The organism is Streptomyces sp. NPDC057543 (assembly GCF_042801895.1).
Lineage (GTDB): Bacteria > Actinomycetota > Actinomycetes > Streptomycetales > Streptomycetaceae > Streptomyces.
The window spans coordinates 14,756-36,591 of record NZ_JBHVFF010000049.1; the positions used below are offsets into that span (position 1 = coordinate 14,756).

Genomic DNA, 21,836 nt, shown 5'->3' on the forward strand with positions numbered 1-21,836 from the left:
GGCTATGAAATTCGCGAATGCGGCAGAAGTCTCCTGTCAGCGCATCGCACTGTCCGGGAGGGCAGTTGGCTGGAATTCTTCGTTCGATGACGGTTCGAGGGAATCTTCTCGGCCGGTCACTCGTCTCTCTGTACGGGGCAGGGGAACACGGGGAGTACTCAGGGCAGGATGGTCCGATCCGCCCGCGTAGGCCCGGCGCATGCCGGGCAGCAACCCTGAAGTCGGACAGCGGTGGGGAGTTGAGAGTCCTTGGATAGGGAAGAGCGCCGGAGCCCGGTGTTGTCGGCACCGGTCGCGACTACGGCTTCGGCAGCGACCGACGGGGCGAAGATCCCGCGTCAGGAGCGTCGGCAGCTCTGGGTGGAAGAGCCCGCGACACGTCGGCGGATGCCTGACCCGGTCCGTACGGCTGCCGTGCGTGCCGTGCTCATCATGTCGCTGACGATCATCCAGGCCATGGTGGCGTTCCTGTGCACGCTGACGGAGTCCTGGCTGTCCTTTCCGCTGATGCTGAGCAGTGTGGGCAGCACAGTGGTCGCGACCTGGTCGGTACTGGATGTCTGGGTCACCCGACAGGTCTGGAATCAGCGCAACGGTGTGGTGTCCGTGCCGAGCAGTTCGGCGCGGCAGCTGCGCCGCGAACGGCGCAGAGCACGGCGGTCGGCGCGGTCCGCGCAACGGGACGATGCACGGATACGCCGCCGGGGCGCGGGCAGCCTCTCACGGGCCTGAGCTGCGCCGGGTCCGGACGGTGGTCGGCCCGTCCGGTGCCGGACGGTGCCGGACGGTGTCGGGTCCGTGCCGGACGGGCCGGATTCGGGACTCTCGTCCTTGCCGCTTGCGCCCTGATGCTCGTCGTTACTCGTCGGACGACTTCGGGGAGGGCGTCCGGTCGGTGTCGGGCGGTGTCGTGGAGCGCTTGAACATGCGGGTGGCGGTGATCTCGCCGTGCACCGTCTCGCCGTTCGGGTCCTGCTGCGGAAGCCCGGGGCGAAGGTGCTCCTCCACGCTGATGTACTTCAGCCCGGCCCGCAGGTCCGCGTCATTGCGCAACCGGATCACCAACGGGAATTCCGCGAGCGCCGTCGTGTCGAACAGACCGGTCGTGTAGAGCAGCTGCACACCGAGGGCGTCCGACACCGCACGCTGGAGTTCCAGCAGATAGGTGGCGTTGGCGCGGCCGATGGGGTTGTCCAGGAAGAGCGTGCCCGCGTGCCGGTGCTGGTGCCGGTCACGGCCCCGGTCATTGCTGCGCAGTGCGGCCATCGTGCAGTACAGGGCGATGGCGGCGGTGAGCAGCTGGCCACCGGAGAAGACGTCGCCCATCTGTCCGACCGGGACGCGCTCGGCGCGGAGCACCGCGTCCGGCTTGAGGATCTCCACGGCGATGCCCTTGGGCTCCAACGCCGCCTGCACACCGCGCAGCAGAAGGGACATGCCGTCCCTGCGCAGATCGGAGTTCTTCTTCAGCGCGGCACGGGTGGCCTCGTCGACGACCTCGCCGAGCCGCTCGGTGAGCGACGCCTGGTCGGGTTCCTCGAAGCGGATCCGGAGGAACTCCTGGCCGGACCACTCCCCCAGTCCTTCGGGAAGCTGGGAGAGCCGCTGGGCGGAGCGCAGGGTGGTGAGCGCGGACTCCACGAGGCCGCGGAGCCGGTCGACGATGGAGTCGCGGTTGCGCTCCAGCTGGGCCAGTTCGTCGGTGAGGACCCGGAGCCGGGGCGCGAAGGCGGCGGCCCACTTCTCGGCGTGTTCGGGCAGCGCCGCGGCCGGCAGCTCGCGGATCTGCTGGCGGGCGGGGGTGCGGACCTGCTCGTAGCGGGTGGAGTTGGCGTGCCGTACGAGGACGTCGCTCGCTTCCCGTACGGCGCTTTCGGCCGCGGACAGGTCGGCGGCGCAGCCACGCAGTGAACGGCGGGCCTCGGCGGCGGACTGCCGGGCCTCGTCGAGGCTGCCCGGGTACGGCTCGGGGGCCTCGGTGTCGTCGTCCGCGCCGTGGTCCCTGAGGAGGTCACGCAGGAGTGCCGCGGTCTCGTCGAAGCCGCCCGCCGAGTCCTCGGCGGTGCGGTGGGCGTGCAGCAGCTCGGCGTGGGCTGCGCGGGCGGTGTCCAGGGTCGCGGTGGCGGAGGCCAGTTCGGCCGTGGCGGTACGCAGGAGGGTCTGGGCCTGCTCGGCGTCGGCCGGGACCAGCTCGTCCGGGAGTTCGGTGTGGTGGGTCTCGCCATCCACCGGGGCCAGTCGCTCGGCCTCACCGCGGAGTCGGCCCAGCTGCTCGCTCGCGGTTGAGGCCCTGGTCTCCAGGAGCTGGACCAGGGACTCGGCGCGGGCGGCGGCCGCCTGCCGAGACGGTCCGTCGGCGCCGTCCGTGCCTTCGAGGAGCTGGGCGGCGCGGGTGCGGACCTTGTTGGTGAGCCGGTCCAGCTCGGCGAGGGCGGCGCTCTCGTCGCTCTCCGCGCGGGCCTGTTCGGCGCGCAGGTCGGCTCCGACGCCCACCTTCTCGTACAGCTGGGACGCGGCCCGGTAGGCCTCCCGCAGCGCCGGGAGCGCGGGGCGCGGGGTGTCCGTCCCGGGCTCCGGGAGGTGCTCGGGCGCGCCCGCGATCTCGGCTCGTTCGGCGCGCAGGGCGCGGGCCGTGCGCCGGGCGTCGTCCGCGGCGCGCTGGGCGGCCCGGCGGTCCTCGTCGGCGGCACGGGCCCGTTCCAGACAGACGGTGGCGCGGGCCTCCGACTCGGCTGCTTCGTCGATCAGTTCGCGCAGCTTCGCCTGCCAGCCCGCCCGTTCGCGGAGCCGGAAGGCGAGGCCCGCGAGGGCGTCGGCGGCGCGGCGGGCGCGCTGAGCGGCCTCCTGGCGTTCGTCGCGGACACGGGCGGTGTCCGAGGCGGCCTCGTCGGCCTCGGCACGCACGGTACGGGCTTCGGCGAGCGCGGTCTCCGCGGTCTCGGCGGCCGTTCGGGCGGTGCGGGCGGCCTCGGCAAGTTCGGCAAGCATGCCGGGCGGGCAGTCGGCACGCCACGAACCGATGCGGGCGGCGAGGGAGCGGTCGGCCGTGAGACGGGCCGCGAGGGTACGGATGTCCTCGTCGCGGGCGGCGGCCCTGGTCCTGAGGGCCTGCCGCTCCTCGTCGGCGGCGTGTTCGTCGTGCATCGCCGGGTTCGGCGGGACGAGGAACACCCCTTCCGTGCTCGCGGCCGAGCCGGTCGTGGGGACGGGTGCCAGCAGCGCGGCGGCGGTGCCCACGGCGACGGCCGAGCGCGGCAGCAGGGCGGCGCCGCTCAGGACCTCGCGGGCGCGGGCGTGCGAATCGGGGTCGGTGATGACCACGCCGTCGACCAGTTCGGGACGGGCGGCGAGTACGGACGCGTGGTCGGCGGGGTCGACGGCCTGGGCGAGGTAGCGCCAGCCGGGCAGGGCCGGGATGCCGTGTTCGCCGAGGTACTCGACGGTGGCGAGGACATCGGGGCCGGGCGGCAGCAGTCCGCCGTCGCCGAGCGCGCCGAGGATACGGAAGTCGTCGGCGGCCGCGGTGCGCAGGTCGAAGAGACGGCGTTCGGCGGAGGCGATGCCCTGGTCGAGCAGTTCCCGCAGTTCGTCGGCGCTCCGGTCGAGCTCCTCGGCGGTGAGTGGCTGTTCGCGGGCGGGGGGCTGTTCGGCCGTGACGGTGTGCCTGCCGGACGCGGACTGGCCCGGTTGCCCTGCCCGACCGCCCTGGCCCGCGGCGTCTCCCCGGCCCGGCTGTCCGGCGTGGTCCTGGTGCCGGTCCTGATGGTCCGCGCCGTGCGGGGCTTCGGGGTCCGTCTCCGGGCCGGCCGCACCGCGACGGGGCCTGGGAACGCCGGTGCCCTGCGCGGAGGGCAGGCCGAGCAGGTCGGCCAGACGGTGGTCGGCGGCGATCGACTCGGCGGCCCTGAGCTCGGCCTCGTACGACTGTTCCGCCGCCTGTGCGGCATCGGCGGCGCGCGCCGCCGCCAGTTCGGCGCGGCTCTCGGCGGCTGCCGCGTCCCTGGCCAGGTCGGCTGCCGAGCGGGCGGCCTCCCTCGCGGTGTCCCACGCGGCGACGGCGGACTGCTCGGCGTCGCTCGCGGCGAGGGCCGCGCGGGCCGGGTCGAAGTCCGGCGCGGTGTTCTCGAGCCAGCCGGCCCGTACCGCCTCCGCCGTCTCCTGCTCGACCTCGGCGAGGCGCTGGCGCAGGTGTCCGGCCTCGCTGCGGGCGCGCTGGGCCTCGGTCGCGGCGGTGGTGGCGTCGCGGTGGGCGGTCTCGCCGGCCGTCTGAAGCGTGTCGGAGCGCTCCTCCTCCTCGTTGGCCAGGGTCTCGCCGGCCTCCGCCGCGGTGTGCAGGGCCCGTACGAGATCGGCGGCGGCCTCGGCACGGGCGGCGAGCGCGGGCGCGGCGTCCCGCTCGGCCTCGCGAATGGCGACAGCGACCCGTGCGGAGCGGTCGGCGGCGGCGCGGTGGCGCAGTACGGCCTCGGCGGCCTGCCAGGCGGAGTACAGGGTGCGGGCATCGCCCAGTTCGCGGCGTTGGGCGGCGGCGCCCTTCTCCGCCGCGGTCAGGGCCAGGGAGGCGTGCCGGTAGGCCAGTTCGGCCGCGATCAGGGCGCTGCGGCTGCGGGCCTGCTCGGCGGTGGTGACGGTGTGGGCCGCGCCCGTGACCTGCTGGGCCAGCTCGGCGGCCCGGCCGCGCTCCTGGCCGGCGCGGGCGGAGAGCCTGCGGGCGAGCGTGCGGGTGCGGCGCTCGGCCCCCGCGTGGATGTCGCGGGCGCGGGAACGGGTGCCGGTGGCCTCGACGATCCGGCCGAGCAGATCGACCGAGCCCGCGGTGAAGTCGCGCTCCGCGGTCAGTTCGGCGCGGCGGCCCAGCTTGTTGCCGAAGCCGCTCACCAGGTCGGCGAGGCCGTCCGTGTCCCGGGTGTCGGTGACGGCGCGGAGCAGCAGGTCGGTGAAGTCGGAGTCCTTCTTGACCGCGAAGAGGCCCGCCGCCTCGCCCTCGTCGGCGTTCATCTCACGCTGGTAGCGGAAGAGTTCGGGGTCGAGGCCGAGGTCTCCGAGGTGCTCGTTCCAGCGGTCGTGGATCTCTTCCCAGTACACATCGAGGTGCTGGTAGAACTTGCCCGCCTCGGTCAGGGCGTCGCGGAAGCCCTTCATCGTGCGCCGTCGGCCCTGCGCGCCGGAGACGCCTTCGACCGGGCGGTGCACGGAAGTGGCCTCGGCGACCGGCAGGGAGTCCAGGCTGAGCCCGGGACCGGGGCGGAAGGAGTACCAGGCCTCGGCGAACTTCCGCGGGTCGTTGGAGACCTGGCGTCCACGCCACTCGCTGACCTTGCCGACGACCACGCACTCGCCGGTGAGGGTGTGCTGCCATTCCAGGGCGACATGCCCGCAGTCGTCGGCGAGGAGGAACTTGCGCAGTACGCCGGAGCTGGCACCGCCGAGGGTGTTGCGGTGGCCGGGCAGCATCACCGAGAAGATCAGCTTCAGCAGAACCGACTTGCCGCCGCCGTTCTCCAGGAAGAGCACCCCGGCGGGGGCGGGGCGGCGCGGCGGGCCGACCGGCTCCTCCTCGAAGAACTCCGCCTGAGCCGGGGCGGGATGGGGCACGGGCTCGCCCACTCCGCGCAGGTCGAGCACGGTGTCGGCGTAGCGCGCACCGGCCGGCCCGATGGAGTAGAGGCGGACCCGGGACAGCTCGTACATGGCGGCGGACTCTCGTCGTTCAGGCAGCGGGGGGGAGACGGCGGTGGTGGTGGGAGGACGGAGGTGGTGGGGCGGGCGGTCAGGCGTGGAACGGCAGACCGGCGTCGGCGACCAGCTCCAGGTCGCCGGGGTCGGGCGGCGGCAGGAGCGTCGCCGTTCCGTCGGTGACGGGTACGACTCCGAGTTCCAGGAGTTCGGCCATGGCGGCGCTGCCGGCCATGTCGCGGACCTGGAGCTGGTAGCGGGCGGTGGTGCGGAAGGCGCCTCCGGCGTCGTCCCCGGTGCGCTGGAGGAAGCCGGAGTCGGTGAGGAAGGCGACGGCCTTGCCGACGATGCCGGTGGTGGAGCCGGCCAGCCTCCGGGCGTCCTTCGTGGCTCCGGTGGAGCTGCGCCTGGCGTAGATCCGCCAGGCCGCCTCCAGCCCGGGGGCGTCGGTGGCCGGGTCGGTGTTGTCGCCGTGCTCCTCGGCCCGTTCCTCCAGGCGGTGGCAGGCCTGGCGGACGAACGAGTCGACCCCGTTGACGGTGATCCGGCCGATGTACGCGTCGTCGGCGAGGTCCTCCGGGCGCGGGAAGGCCATCGCGGCGACTGCGAGGTGTGCGAGCCCGTGCAGGAAGCGGTCGGCGGAGTCGGACGAGGCGCGGCGGGCGTAGTCGCCCATGCGGACGGCGAAGACCGAGTCCTCGCCGGCGGTCACCGCCATACCCGCGCGGGTGGACACCTCCAGCACGACCAGCCCGAGACCAGTCGCCACGGCGTCGGCGAGCCGGGCGAAAGCGGGCCCCTCCCGGTAGCGGCGGAGCAGTTCGGCGTATTCGGCGTCGCGCGCGGGCAGCAGTTTGGGCTGCAGCCCGAAAGCGACGAGCCGGGCGGCGTCGGCTGCGTCGGCCGGGGTGACGGGTGCGGTCGCGGCGGGGCCGGCCGGGTCGGCGGGCGCCGTGCTCTCGGTCCCGTACGCGGCGGTCGGCTCGCTCCACTCGTCGGCGTGCTGTGCGCGGTGGTCGCTCACGACTGTCGCTCCTTGCTGCGGAAACTCTTCGGTACGGGGTGGCCGGCGCCGGCTCTCGCGGCAGCCGTCCTGAGCTGTGTGGTTCCGGCCGGTCCGGCGGCGGGGCGACGACGCCCCTGGCCGGTGTGCGGCAGCGGTACGTCCAAAGGCGCGCCGTTCATGACGCCTCCGAGCGGTCCGCGGCCATTCCCGCCGCGTCCAGCAGAGCCGTGCCCACTATCAGGTCCGCACCGCCGAACTCCGGGTCGTCGAGCTGTGTCCCGTCGTCGACGGAGAACAACAGGCGCTGCTCGCCCTGCCGGTAGGCGGTGCCGACCGGCGGGCTCGCGGCGTGCACCGCGAGCAGGGCCACCAGGTAGGGCAGTTCGGGATCGCGGCGCCGGGCCTCGGTGAGGAGTCCGGAGAGCCGACGCGGGGCATCGTGCTCCAGGTCGAGGAGTTCCATGGCGCTCGCGAGCTGCTCCTCGCTGAACCTGCTGTCGTCCGGGGTGGCGATCAGATCGGGTTCGGGCATTTCGGCGCCCAGGTGTTCCCGCTCCAGCGGCGGGGTGAGCAGCATCTCGACGAGGTCGCCGACCCGTACCGACGTGGGGGTGCGCAGCCCGGTGCCGCGGGCGAAGAAGGCATCGGTCACGCGGATGGCCTGTTCGACGGGGAGCGGCAGCAGCGGGGCGACCAGCTGGCCGTACAGATCGAGGCCGCTGCGGGCCGTGGGCGCGGCGAACGCCTGGCGGTCCTGTTCGGCGCGGAACAGCGGTCCGGCTTCCAGCAGTCGGGACTGCAGCTGGGTGTGGCGGCGGATGCAGTCCTTCACTATGTCGACGAGCTCGGCGGCGCGCCGCTTGCGCTCGGGCTCCTCCGCCTCGTCGCGCGCCTTGCGGATGTTGGTGAGGATCGCGTTCTCGTGGCGGTAGCGGTCGGCGACGTGGTCGAGGGCCTCGTCGATCATGTCGGGAACTGCGTTGAGCCAGTCGACGGCCCGGACGTTGCGCCGGGTGGCCTCCAGCGTCTTGCGGAGGGTCTCGGCGTACTGCACGGTGCGGTAGCGGGCCTGTTCGGCGGCGAGCTGCGCGTCGGCGAGGCGGCCCCGGCTGATGAGGACCTCCAGCTTCACCTCGGCGGCGATCTGGGCACTGGTGACGTCCGTATCGAGGGCGCCGACCAGGACGTTGACCGCTTCGTCGGTGGCCCGGAGAAAGACGGTGCCGCCGTGTCCCGGGACCTCTTCGATCAGCTTGAAGTCGTAATCGCGACGGACATACACCCCGTCGGGCCCGAAAGTGCCGTATACCGCACGGAATCCGCGGTCGACGCTGCCGACATTGATCAGGTTCTCCAGCACCCAGCGGGCGACCCGCTCGTGTTCGGCGGCCGGGCGGCCCGGGGCCTGGGCGGCGACGCGGGGAAGAAGCCTGGTCACTATCTGATCGTGGTCGGCCCCCGTGTCGAAGTCCATGTTGAGCGTGACGAGGTCGATCGCGGCGAGTGCGACCTCGGCCATCGCGTAGACGGTGTACTCGCCGGCCAGATTCGCCTTGCGCACATCGAGGTCGTGCAGCGGAGCCGTGCAGGCGAGCGCGCGCAGCCGTCGCGAGAGCCCCTCGTCGGCGGCCGGGCCCGGGGCGGGCCGCGGCCCCGCGCTGAGCTGGGCCGCAGCGTTGTCCGTGTAGGCAGGCGAAGTCACGCTGCACAGATTAGGTCCTCACACCGACAACGGTCGAAACGACGCAGAAGCGACCCCTTGCCCGAAGCCGGCCGACCGCGGCATCACGGCTGTCGGCCGCCGCGCTCCGTACGGTCGCCGTCGCCCGGTTCCGGGGTTCCGTATCCCCCGCCACCCGGCGTGCGGAGCACCAGGACGTCGCCCCGCTCAAGATGGGAGGTGTCGCAGCCGCGCAGCGGTGTGACCGTCCGGCCGTCCGCGCGCTCGATGTGCTGGTCGCCCAGCGCGCCGGGTTCGCCGCCGGCCATGCCGTACGGCCTCACCCGGCGGTGGCCGGAGAGCAGCGCCACGGTGACGGGTTCGAGGAAGCGGATGCGCCGCTCCACGCCGCAGCCGCCGTGCCAACGCCCTCCGCCCCCGCTGCCGTCCCGTACCCGGAAGCTCTCCAGCAGCACGGGGTAGCGCCATTCGAGGACTTCGGGGTCGGTGAGGCGGGAGTTGGTCATATGGGTCTGTACGGCGTCGGCGCCGTCGAAGCCGTCTCCCGCGCCGGAGCCGCTCGCCACCGTCTCGTAGTACTGGACGCGTTCGTTGCCGAAGGTGAGGTTGTTCATGGTGCCCGAACCCTCGGCCTGGATGCCGAGTGCCGCGTACAGGGCGCCGGTGACAGCCTGGGACGTCTCCACGTTTCCCGCGACGGTGGCCGCCGGATGGACGGGAGCGAGCATGGAGCCTTCCGGAATTCTCACCTCCAGGGGCTTGAGGCAACCGCTGTTGAGGGGGATGTCGTCGGCCACCAGGGTCCGGAAGACGTACAGCACGGCCGCCATGACCACGGATTTCGGCGCGTTGAAGTTCCCCGGCTGTTGCGGTGAGGTGCCGGCGAAGTCCACGACCGCGCTTCGGGCCGCCCTGTCCACGGTGAGGGCGACCTCGATGATCGCGCCGTTGTCGGTCTCGTAGCGGTAGGTGCCGTCGTGCAGTGTGGCGATGATCCGGCGGACGGACTCCTCGGCGTTGTCCTGGACGTGTCGCATGTATGCGGCGACGGCATCGGGCCCGAACTGTTCCACCATGCGCCGGAGTTCGGCGATGCCCTTCTCGTTGGCGGCGATCTGGGCGCGGAGATCGGCGAGGTTGGTGTCCGGGTCGCGGGAGGAGTACGCCGCGGTGGTGAGCAGCTCGCGCGTCTCACTCTCGCGGAATCTGCCGTCCCGTACCAGAAGCCAGTTGTCGAACAGCACTCCTTCCTCGTCGATGGTGCGGCTGAAGGCGGGCATGGAGCCGGGCGTGATGCCGCCGATCTCGGCGTGGTGTCCGCGGGACGCGACGAGGAACCGCAGCCCGGGCCCCTCGTCGGCGGTCTCGTCGACGTCGAACACGGGTGTCACCACGGTCACATCGGGCAGGTGCGTGCCCCCGTGGTACGGGTCGTTGATGGCGTACACGTCGCCGGGCCGCATCGCTCCGCCGTTGCGCCGCAGCACCTCCTTGATGGACTCCCCCATCGAGCCGAGGTGCACGGGAATGTGCGGGGCGTTGGCGATGAGATTGCCGTCCGCGTCGAAGAGTGCGCAGGAGAAGTCGAGCCGCTCCTTGATGTTGACGGAGTGGGCCGTGTTCTCCAGGCGCACGCCCATCTGTTCGGCGATCGACATGAAGAGGTTGTTGAAGACCTCCAGCATGACGGGGTCGACCCGGGTGCCGACGGCCGTACGGTCCGGGCGCGGGCGGACCCGGGTCAGCAGCAGATGGCCGGTGCCGGTGAGAGCGGCCTGCCAGCAGGGGTCGACAACGGTGGTGGCGTCCGCCTCGGCGATCACGGCGGGTCCGGTCACGGTGTCCGCGGGGTGCAGCTCCTCGCGCCGGTGGAGCGGGGTGTCCTGCCATCGGCCGTCGGCGAACATCCTTACGAGGTCGTGCGGTTGAGGCTCGGCGCTCTCCCTGCGTGCGCGGCCGGCCGGGGGCGGCCGGTGCTGTCCCGCCGTCCCGGTCGCCTCGACCGACACCGCCTCGACGACCAGGGGCCGGTCCATGGTGAACGCGTAGCGGGCGCGGTGCTGGGCGGTGAACGCCTCGGCCATGGCGGCCGCGGTGTCCAGGCCGACCGGCAGGCTGGAGTCCGTACCGGCGTAGCGCAGGAGTACGCGGGCGCGTGTGCTGATGGCGCTGTCGGGGATGGCGTCGGCGCGCAGTTCGGCGCGGGTGCGGCGGGCGAGTTCGTCGCAGAGTTCGCCGACGGCGGTGCGCGTCGCCTCGTGCAGTTCCGCCTCGACGGACTGTTCGCGCATCGCGGTGGCGTCGGCGAGACCGATGCCGTACGCGGACAGCACGCCGGCCAGGGGCGGTACGAGGACGGTGTCGATGCCCAGGGCGTCGGCGACGGCGCAGACGTGCTGGCCCCCGGCGCCGCCGAAGCCGGTCAGGGCGTAGCGGGTGATGTCGTGTCCGCGCTGTACGGAGATCTTCTTGACCGCGTTCGCCATGTTGAGGACGGCGATCTCCAGGTATCCGGCGGCGACCTCGGCCGCGGTGCGGCGTGTTCCGGTGGCGCGCGCCACGTCCTCGGCGAGCGCCTCGAAGCGGTCGCGGACGAGGTCCGCGTCGAGCGGGAGATCGCCGTCCGGTCCGAAAACGGCCGGGAAGTGGGCGGGCTGGACGCGGCCGAGCATCACATTGGCGTCGGTGACGGTCAGCGGCCCGCCGCGGCGGTAGCAGGCCGGGCCGGGAATCGCGCCCGCCGAGTCGGGGCCGACGCGGTAGCGGTGGCCGTCGAAGTGCAGGACGGAGCCGCCGCCGGCCGCGACGGTGTGGATGTTCATCATGGGGGCGCGCATCCGCACCCCGGCCACCTGTGTGCCGAGTTCGCGCTCGAACTCGCCCGCGTAGTGCGACACATCGGTGGATGTGCCGCCCATGTCGAAGCCGATGACCCGGTCGAATCCTGCCTGCCCGGACGTACGGGCCATTCCGACCACGCCACCGGCGGGTCCGGAGAGCACCGCGTCCTTGCCGCGGAAGTGGGAGGCCTCGCGCAGCCCGCCGTTGGACTGCATGAACATCAGCCGGATGCCGTCGAGTTCGCGGGAGACCTCGTCGACGTACCGGCGCAGGATCGGTGAGAGGTAGGCGTCGACCACGGTGGTGTCACCGCGTGGCACGAGCTTGATGAGCGGGCTCACCTCGTGCGAGCAGCTGATCTGGGTGAAGCCGGCGGCACGGGCCGCGGCGGCCACGACGCGCTCGTGTGCGGGGTGGCGGTAGCCGTGCATCAGGACGACGGCCGCGCTGCGCAGGCCGTCGGCCCGGGCGGCCCGCAGTCGTTCGGCCACCGCGTCCCGGTCCAGGGGGGTCACGACGCGGCCGTGGGCGTCGATCCGTTCGGGGACCTCGACCACCTGTTCGTACACCGCTTCGGGCAGCAGAATACGGCGGTCGAAGAGCCTCGGTCTGTTCTGGTACGCGATGCGCAGGGCGTCCCGGAAGCCTTCCGTGATGACCAGGACGGTCGGCTCGCCGCGCCGCTCCAGCAGGGCGTTGGTGGCAACCGTCGTACCGATCTTCACCGTACCGACCCGGTCGGCGGGGACCGGGTCGGTAGGGCCGAGGCCCAGCAGTCCCCGGATTCCGGCCACGGCGGCGTCGCGGTAGCGGTCCGGGTCGTGGGAGAGCAGCTTGCGGGTGACCAGGTGCCCCTCGGGATCCCGGCCCACGACATCGGTGAACGTCCCGCCACGGTCGATCCAGAACTCCCAGCGTCCGGTCATCCCTCCATACTGACCCGCGGCACCGACAACGGGCCGGACGGCACGGCAGGCTTCCCGGCGCACCGGCCGGCCGTACGGCGTGCTGTGTCTCCGCACGGCCCGGACCGTTCGCGCCGCGGGCCGCTGACCACACGGCTCCGCACGCCCCCCGACGCGCGGCGCCGTGCGTGTTGCGGTCAGACCGCCGGGGCGTCGGGCCCGATCCGGCTGCGTACCGCCGTCTGCACCTCGGCCTCCTCGGCCGGGTCCGCGGCGAGTCGGCGCAGTCGCTCGGCGACCCTGATGTCGCCGGTCTCGGCGTGGAGCGCGGCGACCTCGCGGGTGGTCTCTTCGCAGTCCCACAGGCATTCGACGGCGAATCCGGTGGCGAAGGACGGATCGGTCGCGGCCAGCGCGCGGGCCGCTCGGCCGCGCAGGTGCGAGGAGGACGTCTCCCGGTAGACATGGCGCAGTACGGGTGCGGCGCAGGCGATGCCCAGCCGGCCCGTGCCGTCGACGAGGGTCCACAGGCGTGGTGCGTCCGGGCCTTCGCCCCTTACGGCCTCGCGGAGCGCGCCGAGGACCAGCGGGACGTCCTGGGCCCCGCCCCGGCAGGCGAGCACGCCGGCCGCGGAGGCGCCGAGGGCATCGGGCCGCCGGGCCCAGCGCCTGGCGCGCTCCACCGCCGCGTCGCCGCACATCCGCTCGAAGGCGGCGACGGCCGCGTCGGCGACGGTGCGGGAGGTTCCGGCCGCGGCGATCTCGATCAGGTCGAGTACGGCGGGATCCCTGGCCTCGGCCAGGTAGTGCAGGGCGGCGCAGCGCGCGCCGTCCGGGCCGCTGCGGGCGGTCTCGATGATGCTGGACCGGTCCTCGGGGCCGGCGACGGCGGTGAGGCAGCGGGCGGCCGGGACATGGAGGACGCTGCCTCGTTCCAGCGCCTGCTGGGCCCAGTCGAAGACGGCCTGGACGCTCCATCCGGGGCGGGGGCCGCCGGGTCGCATCTGTCGCTGCCAGCGGTCGAAGGAGCCCTGCTCGGAGGCGGCCCTGATCCGGGCGCCGACCTCGTCGCGGGGGTCGTCGGCCCAGAGCCGCCAGGGGCGTGGTTCGAAGGCGTCCCGCACGGCGGCGGCCAGTTCGGCGGCGCCCTCCTCGGTGGCCGGGAACCGGCCGAGGACGGGCACGGCGAGGGCGCGGAGCCCCGCGTCGTCGTCGCGCAGGGCGAGCTCGTCGAGGGCCCAGGCCCAGTTGGCCCCGGTCGCGGCGTACCGCCGCAGCAGCGCCAGGGCGTCGTCCCGTCCGTACGAGGCGAGGTGACCGAGTACGGCGAGGGCCAGCCCGGTGCGTGAGTCGTCGGTGTCGAGGTGGTCGTCGGGATCACCCAGGTGGCGCTCGATCTCCTCGATGCCGCCGTCCAGGTCGAGATACAGGCGTGCGTAGTAGAGCGAGCGGTTCTCCACCTGCCAGTCGTGGCGCGGATCGCTCAGGACGCAGTGGTTGAGAGCCGCCAGGGCCTCGGGGCGTGGTGCGGCGAGCGCGTGGAGCGTGCCGTCGCCACGGCCCCTCTGCAGCAGGCCGAGCAGGGTGCCGCTCGGCGCTATGAACGGATCAAACATGAAAAAAGCCTCACATCAAGCTGTCGACGCAACCGGGACTGTGCAGTTCCAAGTGCCGGGTGGGGCACTACGCCGCGCAGCAACATGATCGGCCGACCGCCGTCTTCTGCTTGGTGTAGACCATCTTCCTCTGCCTCTCGTCGGTGGCCCGAATCGGACCCGCGACGTCATGATGACCCAGCCATTTCGCCACCGCGACCACATTTACGACGTACCCGGTCAGCGGGCGCCGAAGAGTTCCAGCAGGTCGGCCTTGCCGAACATGCGTGCAGTGTCCAGCGCGGAGGGTGTTCCGGCCGCCGGGTCGGCTCCTGCGGCGAGCAGCGCCTCGATCACCGCGCCCTCGCCCTTGAAGACGGCTCCGGCGAGAGGGGTCTGCCCGCGGTCGTTGGCCCGGTCCGGGTCGGCACCCCGGGCAACGAGGGCGGTGACCGCGGTGGCGTGGCCGTGATACGCGGCGAGCATCAGCAGCGAATCGCCCCGGTCATTGGTGAGGTTCGCGGGAACACCCGCGTCGACGTACGCGGCGAGCGCGTCGCTCTCACCGCGGCGGGCCAGGTCGAAGACCTTGGTCGCCAGCTCGACCACCTCGGGATCGGGGGTTTCGCTCATCGCACGGACCGCCTTCCATTAATCGGTTTCACCACTGTTGACCTGCGGGGGCGTACGCCATGGGGGCCGCACGAGTGAATCGACAGGGTACTGCTCAACCGCACCCATGCCCCGGCCCGCCCACCGCGACGGATCACGTCCGAGGGTGGCGGAACAGTGCGCGACGCCGAATGTTCCGCCTCCCCGGCGTCCCACCGGCACCCTTCCCGCGCCCCCCGTCGGCCACTCAAGTGAAAATACCGACTTTTCACTCGAATGCAGCTTTTATCGTATAGATACTTCCGGTGAACCTGGAAGGACTCATGGTGACTGTCCCCCCAACCAGGAGAACCTCTCATGATCCTGTCCATGTCAGGCGTAGTCATCCTCGGCGTCATCGTCTTCCTGTTCTTCAGGAAGGACGGCCTCAAGGCATCGCACGCCCTCGTCACCGCTCTGTTCGGCTTCTATCTGGCAGGCACCGCCATCGCACCGAGTATCACCGCGGGCGGCGCGAGTCTCGCCGGCCTCTTGGGCGGGATCAAATTCTGACCCTCCGTGACCACTCCCACCCCTTCAGGAGACCGACGTGGCCCGGCGACCACTCCCCCGCATTCTGAGCAGCGGCACCGCATCGATCACTCGCAGCCGCGAGTTCGCGCGCACGGCCGCCGACAATGCCACGGACGTCCTCCATCCGCTGATCATGATCACCCGTGGTCTGCGGCTGCTGGCCGGAGCCGGACGACAGAAGTGGGCCGCGACGCCCAAGGACAAGCGTGGCCCGGTGCTCTGCTCCGTCGCGGCCTGCGTCATGGTGGTCGCGCTCCTCCCTTACGGGTCCGTGCTCGCCCTGGTCACGGTGATGGGCGCCGCCGCATGGAAAGGGCGGGAGCGGACCCCTGTGAAGACCGGCCCCGACAAAGCGGAGACCGGACGGCTGCGGTCCCTGTACGAGGCGCTCGTGCCATACCTCTCCGTGGCCGACGACCCCACTCCGCTGTTCGCCCACGGCGGCGACTGGGACAAGGCCTTCAGCGACTACGCATTCGACGGCGACGGGCGCCTGACGCGTCTTCAGGTGACGTACCCCGCCTACTTCACCGACAGCGAGGCCGATTCCCGCGCCCGGATCGAGCAGTTGCTGCACGCGAAGTCGGGCCGCGGCCGCGAGTACCACTTCTCCTGGGACGAGGAGGGCAACCGGCTCGTCATGAGCGTGCTCGACGCCCTGCCCACCTCGATCGGCGCCCAGCGCTTCGTCACCGCACCGGGGGAGACGGTGCTCGGTTTCACCGATGCCGACGCGGTGCAGCGCACCGTTCCCGTGAGCGACGGCGACACGACCCGCGACGCCCCTCCCGTCGTCTGGCGGACCGGCGCCCGCTCCACCGAACCGCATCTGCTGGCCGTCGGGCAGCCCGGCAGCGGCACCACCACGCTGATGCGCTCCATCGCCCTGCAGGCGCTCCAGCACGGCGACATCCTGATCATCGAAGGGAGCGGCACCGGCGAGTACGCCTGCCTGACCGGGCGCGACGGCGTACTGGCCGTCGAGTGCGACCTGGCCGGCGCGCTGGCGACGCTGGAGTGGGCGGCCCACGAGACGGAGCGGCGGCTGATCGCGGCGAACCGGGCCCGGCAGTCCGGCCACCCCGCCCCCGACGACACCAAGCGCCCGCTCTGGGTGCTGCTCGACCGGCCCAGCGTCCTCGGGCACCTGGCGGCCGCCGACGGCAGGCCCGATCCCCAGGAACTGCTCCAGGTGCCGCTGCGGCACGGCAGGGCGGCCAACGTCACCGTGGTCGTCACCGAGCAGTTCGACAGCCTGGACACCCTCGGCGAGACCCTCAGGACCCACACCCGGGCCCGGGTCGTGCTCGGCCACTGCTCCCGCGACCAGGTCGAGTCGGTGCTCGGCAAGGAACCGCACACCACCCCGACGCCGAACGTCCCGCCCGGCCGGGGGTACGCACGGCTGGGCACCGGTCCCGTGCTGCGGCTCCAGGTTCCGGCCACGCCCGATCCGTACGACGAGGCGACCAGCGAGGCCCAGCGGCAGGCGGTCCTCGGTCTGCTCCCCGAACGGCAGGCGCCGGCCGAGGCCGCGGTCCCGGCCGAGGAGGCCGAGGAGCCCGGTCCCGTCGAGCCGAGCGTCCCGGAGCCGGTGATGCCGCACCCGCTGACCGCGGCCGTGGCCGCAGAGGCCATGCGGGTCGGCGACTGAACGGATCGGCCCAGGACGGTGCGGGGCCGACGAACCGTCCGGACCGCCCGGCCCGCCGGCCGCGCACCGTCGTCCGGTCAGGCGACGAAGGTGCGCGGCGCCTCCACCCCCGCACCCGCCCCCGAACCCACCAGCTGCGCCGCCGCCGCGAGCCGCACCGCCGCCTCGTCCGCGACCGGCCCCCCGACTGTGAACGGCAGCCGTACGTACCCCTCGAAGGCTCCGTCGACACCGAACCGGGGACCGGAGGGAACGCGTACACCGACCCGCTCCCCCGCCACCGCGAGCCGGGAGCCCGAGAGGCCGCCGGTACGTACCCAGAGCGTCAGCCCCCCGCGCGGAACCGAGAACTCCCAGTCCGGCAGCTCCCGGCGGAGCGCGGCGACGAGCGAGTCCCGGTTCTCCCGCGCCTGTTCACGACGGACCTGCACGGCCTGCTCCCAGCCACCGGTGCGCATCAGCCAGTTGACGGCGAGCTGCTCCAGGACGGGCGTGCCCATGTCGGCGTAGGCGCGGGCGGCGACCAGGCTGCGGATCACGTCCGGGGCGGCACGCACCCAGCCGATGCGCATACCCGCCCAGAAGGCCTTGCTCGCCGATCCGACGGTGAGCACGGTGGAGCCCGCCGGATCGAAGGCGCAGACCCGGCGCGGCATCCGCACATCGTCGTCGAGGTACAGCTCGTTCATGGTCTCGTCGACGACGAGGACCGTGCCGGCGGAGCGGGCGGCGTCCACCAGGTCGCGCCGCCGGTCCTCGTCGGCCAGCGCACCGGTGGGGTTGTGGAAGTCGGCGACGACGTAGGCGAGCCGCGGCGCCGCGTCCCGCAGCACCTGCCGCCACCGGTTCATGTCCCAGCCGCCGAGCCCTTCCTCCATCGCCACCGGCACCAGCCGGGCACCCGCCTCCCGCATCAGCTGCAGGATGTTGGCGTAGCTCGGGGACTCCACCGCGATCCGTTCGCCGCGGCCCGCGAAGAGGTGACAGATCGCGTCGATCGCGCCCATAGCGCCGGTGGTGACCATGATCTGTTCGGGCATGGTCGGGATGCCGCGCTCGGAGTAGCGGTCGGCGATCATCTGCCGCAGCGCGGGCAGTCCGGCCGGGTAGTCGCCGTGGGTGTGGGCGTACGGTGTCAGTTCCTCCAGGGCGCCCTGGACCGCCCGGGTCAGCCACGGTTCGGGGGCGGGCAGCGAGGCGCAGCCCAGGTCGATCACCGAACCGAGCGATTCCGGCGGAAGGGGTTCCAGGCCACGTGCGGGCAGCGGGTTGCCCGCGGGTACGGCCGTCCAGCTGCCGGCGCCGCGGCGGGACTCCAGGAACCCCTCGGTCCGCAGCGCCTCGTACGCGGCGGCGACGGTGGTGCGGCTGACGGACAGGGCGAGCGCCAGTTCACGCTCCGCGGGGAGCCGGGCGGCCACCGGCACCCGGCCTTCGAGGACGAGTAGCCGGACCCCGTCGGCCAGCGCACGATAGGCGGGCGGCCTGCGCGCACCCGGTCCGGCGGGCCGGGGCTGCTGGGCCCGGAGCTGCCGGGCGAGCTGTGCCGCACCCACTGCCGAAGTCCACTGCGCCATCGAAATCAGTCCACCTTCCTCGGATTGGCCCTAGTTGGCGGCCAATCCCCTGCCACAGAGTGACATGCGGCAGTCCACCACCACCACTCCAGGGGGGCACCATCTTGTCCATCACCCCCGTCCCTCGCGGGGCGCACCTCACCCGAAGGCTGATTCAGCTGTACGTCGGTCTCGCGCTGTACGGAGCGAGTTCGGCGCTCCTGGTCCGTGCCGGTCTCGGCCTCGAACCATGGGGAGTGCTGCATCAGGGGCTCGCGGAGCGCACCGGGCTGTCCATCGGGGTCGTCTCGATCATCGTCGGCGCCGCCGTCCTGCTGCTGTGGATACCCATCAGGCAGCGTCCGGGGCTCGGCACCGTCTCCAATGTCTTCGCCATCGGCATCGCCATGGACGGCACGCTGGCGCTCGTGCCCGACGTGCACGGTCTCGCCGCGGAGATCGCCGTGATGGTGGCGGGGGTCGTGGTCAACGGTGTCGCGACGGGGCTGTACATCGCGGCGCGGTTCGGCCCGGGACCGCGCGACGGACTCATGACCGGTCTGCATCTGCGTACCGGCCGCTCCATCCGGCTGGTCCGCACCCTGATCGAGGTGGCGGTCGTGGCGACCGGCTTCGTGCTCGGCGGCTCACTCGGCGCGGGCACGGTCCTCTACGCCCTGGCCATCGGCCCGCTCGCCCAGTTCTTCCTGCGCTTCTTCGCGATCGACGGCGAACCGGCCGGGGAGACCGCCGCCGGAGCCGCCGACGAGGCGGCCGTCGCACCCGCGCCGGACAATGGGAACACCACCGCCACCGCACCGACACCGGAGCAGGCGATACTGCCGAAGTGACCTCCGTACGCCACCCCTATCTGGACCATCCCGCGACGATCCCCTTCGCCCACCGAGGCGGCGCCGCCGACGGGATCGAGAACACGACGGCCGCGTTCCGCCGGGCCGCCGACGCCGGATACCGCTACTTCGAGACCGATGTGCACACCACGGCGGACGGCCGTCTGGTGGCCTTCCACGACGCCACCCTGGACCGGGTGACGGACGCCCGGGGCCGGATAGCCGAGCTGCCGTGGAGCGAGGTGCGGCGGGCCAGGGTGGCGGGCCGGGAGCCGCTGCCGCTGTTCGAGGAGCTGCTGGAGACATTCCCGGAAGCCCGCTGGAACGTCGACATCAAGGCCGGGCCGGCCCTGGTCCCGCTGGTCGACCTGATCCGCCGGACGAACGCCTGGGACCGGGTCTGCGTCGGCTCGTTCTCGGAGGCCAGGGTCGCCCGGGCCCACCGTCTCGCGGGGCCCCGGCTCGCCACCTCCTACGGCGTCAGCGGCGTGCTGGGCCTGCGGCTGCGCTCGTTCGGCGTTCCGGCGGCGCTGCGAGCCGGTGCCGTGTGCGCGCAGGTACCGGAGAGCCAGAACGGCGTCCGGGTGGTCGATCGCCGCTTCGTGCGCGAGGCGCACGCACGGGGACTCCAGGTGCACGTCTGGACGGTGAACGAACCCGAGCGGATGGCGGCGCTCCTCGACCTCGGCGTGGATGGCATCATGACCGATCACATCGAGACGCTGCGTACGGTGCTGAGCGAGCGCGGGGCCTGGGCCTGACGCCGGTCGTGCGAGGTCTCCACGGGGAGAGACGAGGGGGAGCGCTTTGAGCGCCGAGACCGCGGACACCGCCGAGCCGACGGAGCTCATGACGGGTTCCGCAGACGCCGCGAGCCGCAGACGTGAACAGCGCGGCTGGTATTTCTACGATTTCGCCTGCTCCGTCTACTCGACCAGTGTCCTGACGGTGTTCCTCGGCCCCTATCTCACGTCGGTCGCCAAGGCGGCCGCCGACGCCGACGGTTTCGTGCACCCGCTGGGCATACCGGTGCGCGCCGGGTCGCTCTTCGCCTACGCGGTCTCCGTGTCGGTGGTGGTCGCGGTGCTCGTGATGCCGGTCGTGGGCGCCGCGGCGGACCGTACGGGGCGGAAGAAGCCGCTGCTCGCGGCCGCCGCCTATGTGGGGGCCGCCGCCACCACCGGCATGTTCTTCCTGGACGGTCACCGATATCTGCTGGGCGCGTTCCTGCTGATCGCGGCGAACGCCTCGATCTCGGTGTCGATGGTGCTCTACAACGCCTATCTGCCGCAGATCGCCGAACCGGAGGAGCGGGACGCGGTCTCCTCGCGCGGCTGGGCGTTCGGATACACCTCGGGCGCGTTCGTCCTCGTCCTGAACCTGGTGCTGTACACGGGCCACGACTCCTTCGGCCTCTCCGAGTCCGACGCGGTGCGGATCTGTCTCGCGTCGGCCGGCGTCTGGTGGGGCGCCTTCACGCTCGTACCGCTGCGCCGGCTGCGCGACCGGCGGGTGACGCCGGGCGGCGAAGGGGCGGTCGGTTCGGGGTGGCGGCAGCTGATGAACACCCTGCGCGACATGCGCCGCCATCCGCTGACGCTCTCCTTCCTGCTGGCGTACCTCGTCTACAACGACGGCGTGCAGACGGTGATCTCCCAGGCCTCGGTGTACGGCTCCGAGGAGCTGGGCCTGGACCAGACGACGCTCATCACGGCCGTGCTGCTCGTGCAGGTGCTCGCGGTGGCCGGAGCGCTGGGGATGGGCCGGTTGGCACGGGTGTACGGCGCGAAGCGCACGATTCTCGGCTCGCTCGTCGTCTGGACGCTGATCCTCGTCGCCGGATATTTCCTGCCCGCCGACGCGCCGGTCTTCTTCTATGTGCTGGCCTCGGCGATCGGCCTGGTGCTCGGCGGCAGCCAGGCGCTTTCCCGCTCGCTGTTCTCCCATCTGGTGCCGCGCGGCAAGGAGGCCGAGTACTTCTCCGCGTACGAGATGAGCGACCGCGGACTGAGCTGGCTGGGGCCACTGGTGTTCGGGCTCGCGTATCAGCTGACCGGGAGCTACCGGGATGCGATCATCTCGTTGGTGATCTTCTTCTTGGTCGGTTCCGTACTGCTCGCGAGGGTGCCGATCCGGCGGGCCGTGGCAGCCGCGGGCAATCCCGTACCCGAACGGATTTAGACGTTGAAGTGAAAGGCCGGTAGTGTACGCCTTTGGCCTGCCCGGAGGACCGTTACTGCGAGTGGAAGAAGCCAAACCGTTGGGTGACAACTTCTGCCAGATGTGACAAACCGGGCATTGGCGGGTACTTGAACCCTGGGAAACCTGAATAAGCAGCGGCACGACGGGCGACGCATGACCGGCAACGGGAATCTTTACCGCCGACCGGACGTTGACCGGATGACGACGACAGCGACACCTGTCCTGTGGGCGACAAGCCCGGGAGGCACGATTCATGAGTGAGCGAGCTCTCCGCGGCACGCGACTCGTGGTTACCAGCTACGAGACGGACCGCGGCATCGATCTGGCCCCGCGCCAGGCGGTGGAGTACGCATGCCAGAACGGACATCGATTTGAGATGCCGTTCTCGGTAGAGGCGGAAATTCCGCCGGAGTGGGAGTGCAAGGCGTGCGGCGCCATGGCACTCCTGGTGGACGGGGATGGCCCCGAGGAGAAGAAGGGCAAGCCTGCGCGTACGCACTGGGACATGCTCATGGAACGGCGCACACGCGAGGAGCTGGAGGAGGTGCTGGCCGAGAGGCTGGCGGTTCTGCGCTCCGGAGCCATGAACATCGCCGTGCATCCGCGGGACAGCAGGAAGTCTGCCTGACCGCCTGACACCGCCGTACGACGGAGCCGCGGGCTGTGACACACCGAGTGTGTGTC

At 72.1% G+C, this 21,836-nt stretch carries 14 protein-coding genes; 7 read left to right on the forward strand and 7 right to left on the reverse strand.

The features are described 5' to 3' along the window. The first annotated feature begins 276 nt into the window (after positions 1 to 276). Complete coding sequence (locus tag ACFU8Q_RS11470) at positions 277 to 732, forward strand: hypothetical protein (RefSeq protein ID WP_384451208.1); 456 nt, start codon at positions 277 to 279, stop codon at positions 730 to 732. A gap of 126 nt (positions 733 to 858) precedes the next feature. On the opposite strand, the gene ACFU8Q_RS11475 is transcribed toward ACFU8Q_RS11470, so the two are convergent. The 6 genes from ACFU8Q_RS11475 to ACFU8Q_RS11500 form a co-directional block, all read right to left on the reverse strand. Further along, positions 859 to 5,691, reverse strand: coding sequence for a hypothetical protein (locus ACFU8Q_RS11475; protein ID WP_384451211.1), 4,833 nt, complete (start codon positions 5,689 to 5,691; stop codon positions 859 to 861). A gap of 79 nt (positions 5,692 to 5,770) precedes the next feature. Further along, the gene (locus ACFU8Q_RS11480) at positions 5,771 to 6,700 is read right to left on the reverse strand and encodes a hypothetical protein (protein ID WP_384451214.1); all 930 of its coding nucleotides are present in this window, start codon (positions 6,698 to 6,700) and stop codon (positions 5,771 to 5,773) included. A 157-nt stretch (positions 6,701 to 6,857) separates the two neighbouring features. Further along, a complete protein-coding gene (locus ACFU8Q_RS11485; RefSeq protein WP_384451216.1) occupies positions 6,858 to 8,384 on the reverse strand; it encodes a hypothetical protein in 1,527 nt (508 codons plus the stop codon). Between the two features lie 83 nt (positions 8,385 to 8,467). Further along, complete coding sequence (locus ACFU8Q_RS11490) at positions 8,468 to 12,130, reverse strand: hydantoinase B/oxoprolinase family protein (protein ID WP_384451219.1); 3,663 nt, start codon at positions 12,128 to 12,130, stop codon at positions 8,468 to 8,470. Positions 12,131 to 12,306: 176 nt separating this feature from the next. Next, on the reverse strand, positions 12,307 to 13,725 hold the full coding sequence (locus ACFU8Q_RS11495) for a HEAT repeat domain-containing protein (protein ID WP_384451222.1): 1,419 nt from the start codon (positions 13,723 to 13,725) through the stop codon (positions 12,307 to 12,309). 219 nt (positions 13,726 to 13,944) lie between these two features. Further along, entirely contained in the window at positions 13,945 to 14,337 is a 393-nt protein-coding gene (locus ACFU8Q_RS11500) for an ankyrin repeat domain-containing protein (RefSeq protein WP_384451224.1), read from the reverse strand. Positions 14,338 to 14,673: 336 nt separating this feature from the next. Between ACFU8Q_RS11500 and ACFU8Q_RS11505 the strand changes: the two genes are divergently transcribed. Together ACFU8Q_RS11505 and ACFU8Q_RS11510 are read left to right on the forward strand one after the other, a co-directional pair. Continuing rightward, the gene (locus ACFU8Q_RS11505) at positions 14,674 to 14,868 is read left to right on the forward strand and encodes a hypothetical protein (protein WP_030968886.1); all 195 of its coding nucleotides are present in this window, start codon (positions 14,674 to 14,676) and stop codon (positions 14,866 to 14,868) included. A 37-nt stretch (positions 14,869 to 14,905) separates the two neighbouring features. Further along, positions 14,906 to 16,543 (forward strand): hypothetical protein, encoded by a 1,638-nt coding sequence (locus tag ACFU8Q_RS11510; protein ID WP_384451228.1) that lies wholly within the window; start codon positions 14,906 to 14,908, stop codon positions 16,541 to 16,543. A gap of 77 nt (positions 16,544 to 16,620) precedes the next feature. Here the strand turns inward: ACFU8Q_RS11510 and ACFU8Q_RS11515 are convergent, their stop codons facing one another. Beyond that, positions 16,621 to 18,120, reverse strand: a complete 1,500-nt coding sequence (locus ACFU8Q_RS11515; RefSeq protein ID WP_384451230.1) for a PLP-dependent aminotransferase family protein — start codon at positions 18,118 to 18,120, stop codon at positions 16,621 to 16,623. A 104-nt stretch (positions 18,121 to 18,224) separates the two neighbouring features. On the opposite strand from ACFU8Q_RS11515, the gene ACFU8Q_RS11520 reads away from it, so the two are divergent. The 4 genes from ACFU8Q_RS11520 to ACFU8Q_RS11535 all read left to right on the forward strand — a co-directional run bounded on the left by ACFU8Q_RS11520 (position 18,225) and on the right by ACFU8Q_RS11535 (position 21,780). After that, positions 18,225 to 18,950 carry a YitT family protein gene (locus tag ACFU8Q_RS11520; RefSeq protein ID WP_384451233.1) on the forward strand — a complete coding sequence of 242 codons (726 nt, stop codon included), beginning with the start codon at positions 18,225 to 18,227 and terminating at the stop codon, positions 18,948 to 18,950. Then, the gene (locus tag ACFU8Q_RS11525) at positions 18,947 to 19,711 is read left to right on the forward strand and encodes a glycerophosphodiester phosphodiesterase (protein WP_384451236.1); all 765 of its coding nucleotides are present in this window, start codon (positions 18,947 to 18,949) and stop codon (positions 19,709 to 19,711) included. Before ACFU8Q_RS11520 ends, ACFU8Q_RS11525 begins: the two co-directional genes overlap by 4 nt. 88 nt (positions 19,712 to 19,799) lie before the next feature. After that, positions 19,800 to 21,131 carry an MFS transporter gene (locus ACFU8Q_RS11530; protein WP_384451238.1) on the forward strand — a complete coding sequence of 444 codons (1,332 nt, stop codon included), beginning with the start codon at positions 19,800 to 19,802 and terminating at the stop codon, positions 21,129 to 21,131. Between the two features lie 274 nt (positions 21,132 to 21,405). Continuing rightward, positions 21,406 to 21,780, forward strand: coding sequence for an RNA polymerase-binding protein RbpA (locus ACFU8Q_RS11535; RefSeq protein ID WP_007262928.1), 375 nt, complete (start codon positions 21,406 to 21,408; stop codon positions 21,778 to 21,780). Positions 21,781 to 21,836: the final 56 nt, after the last annotated feature.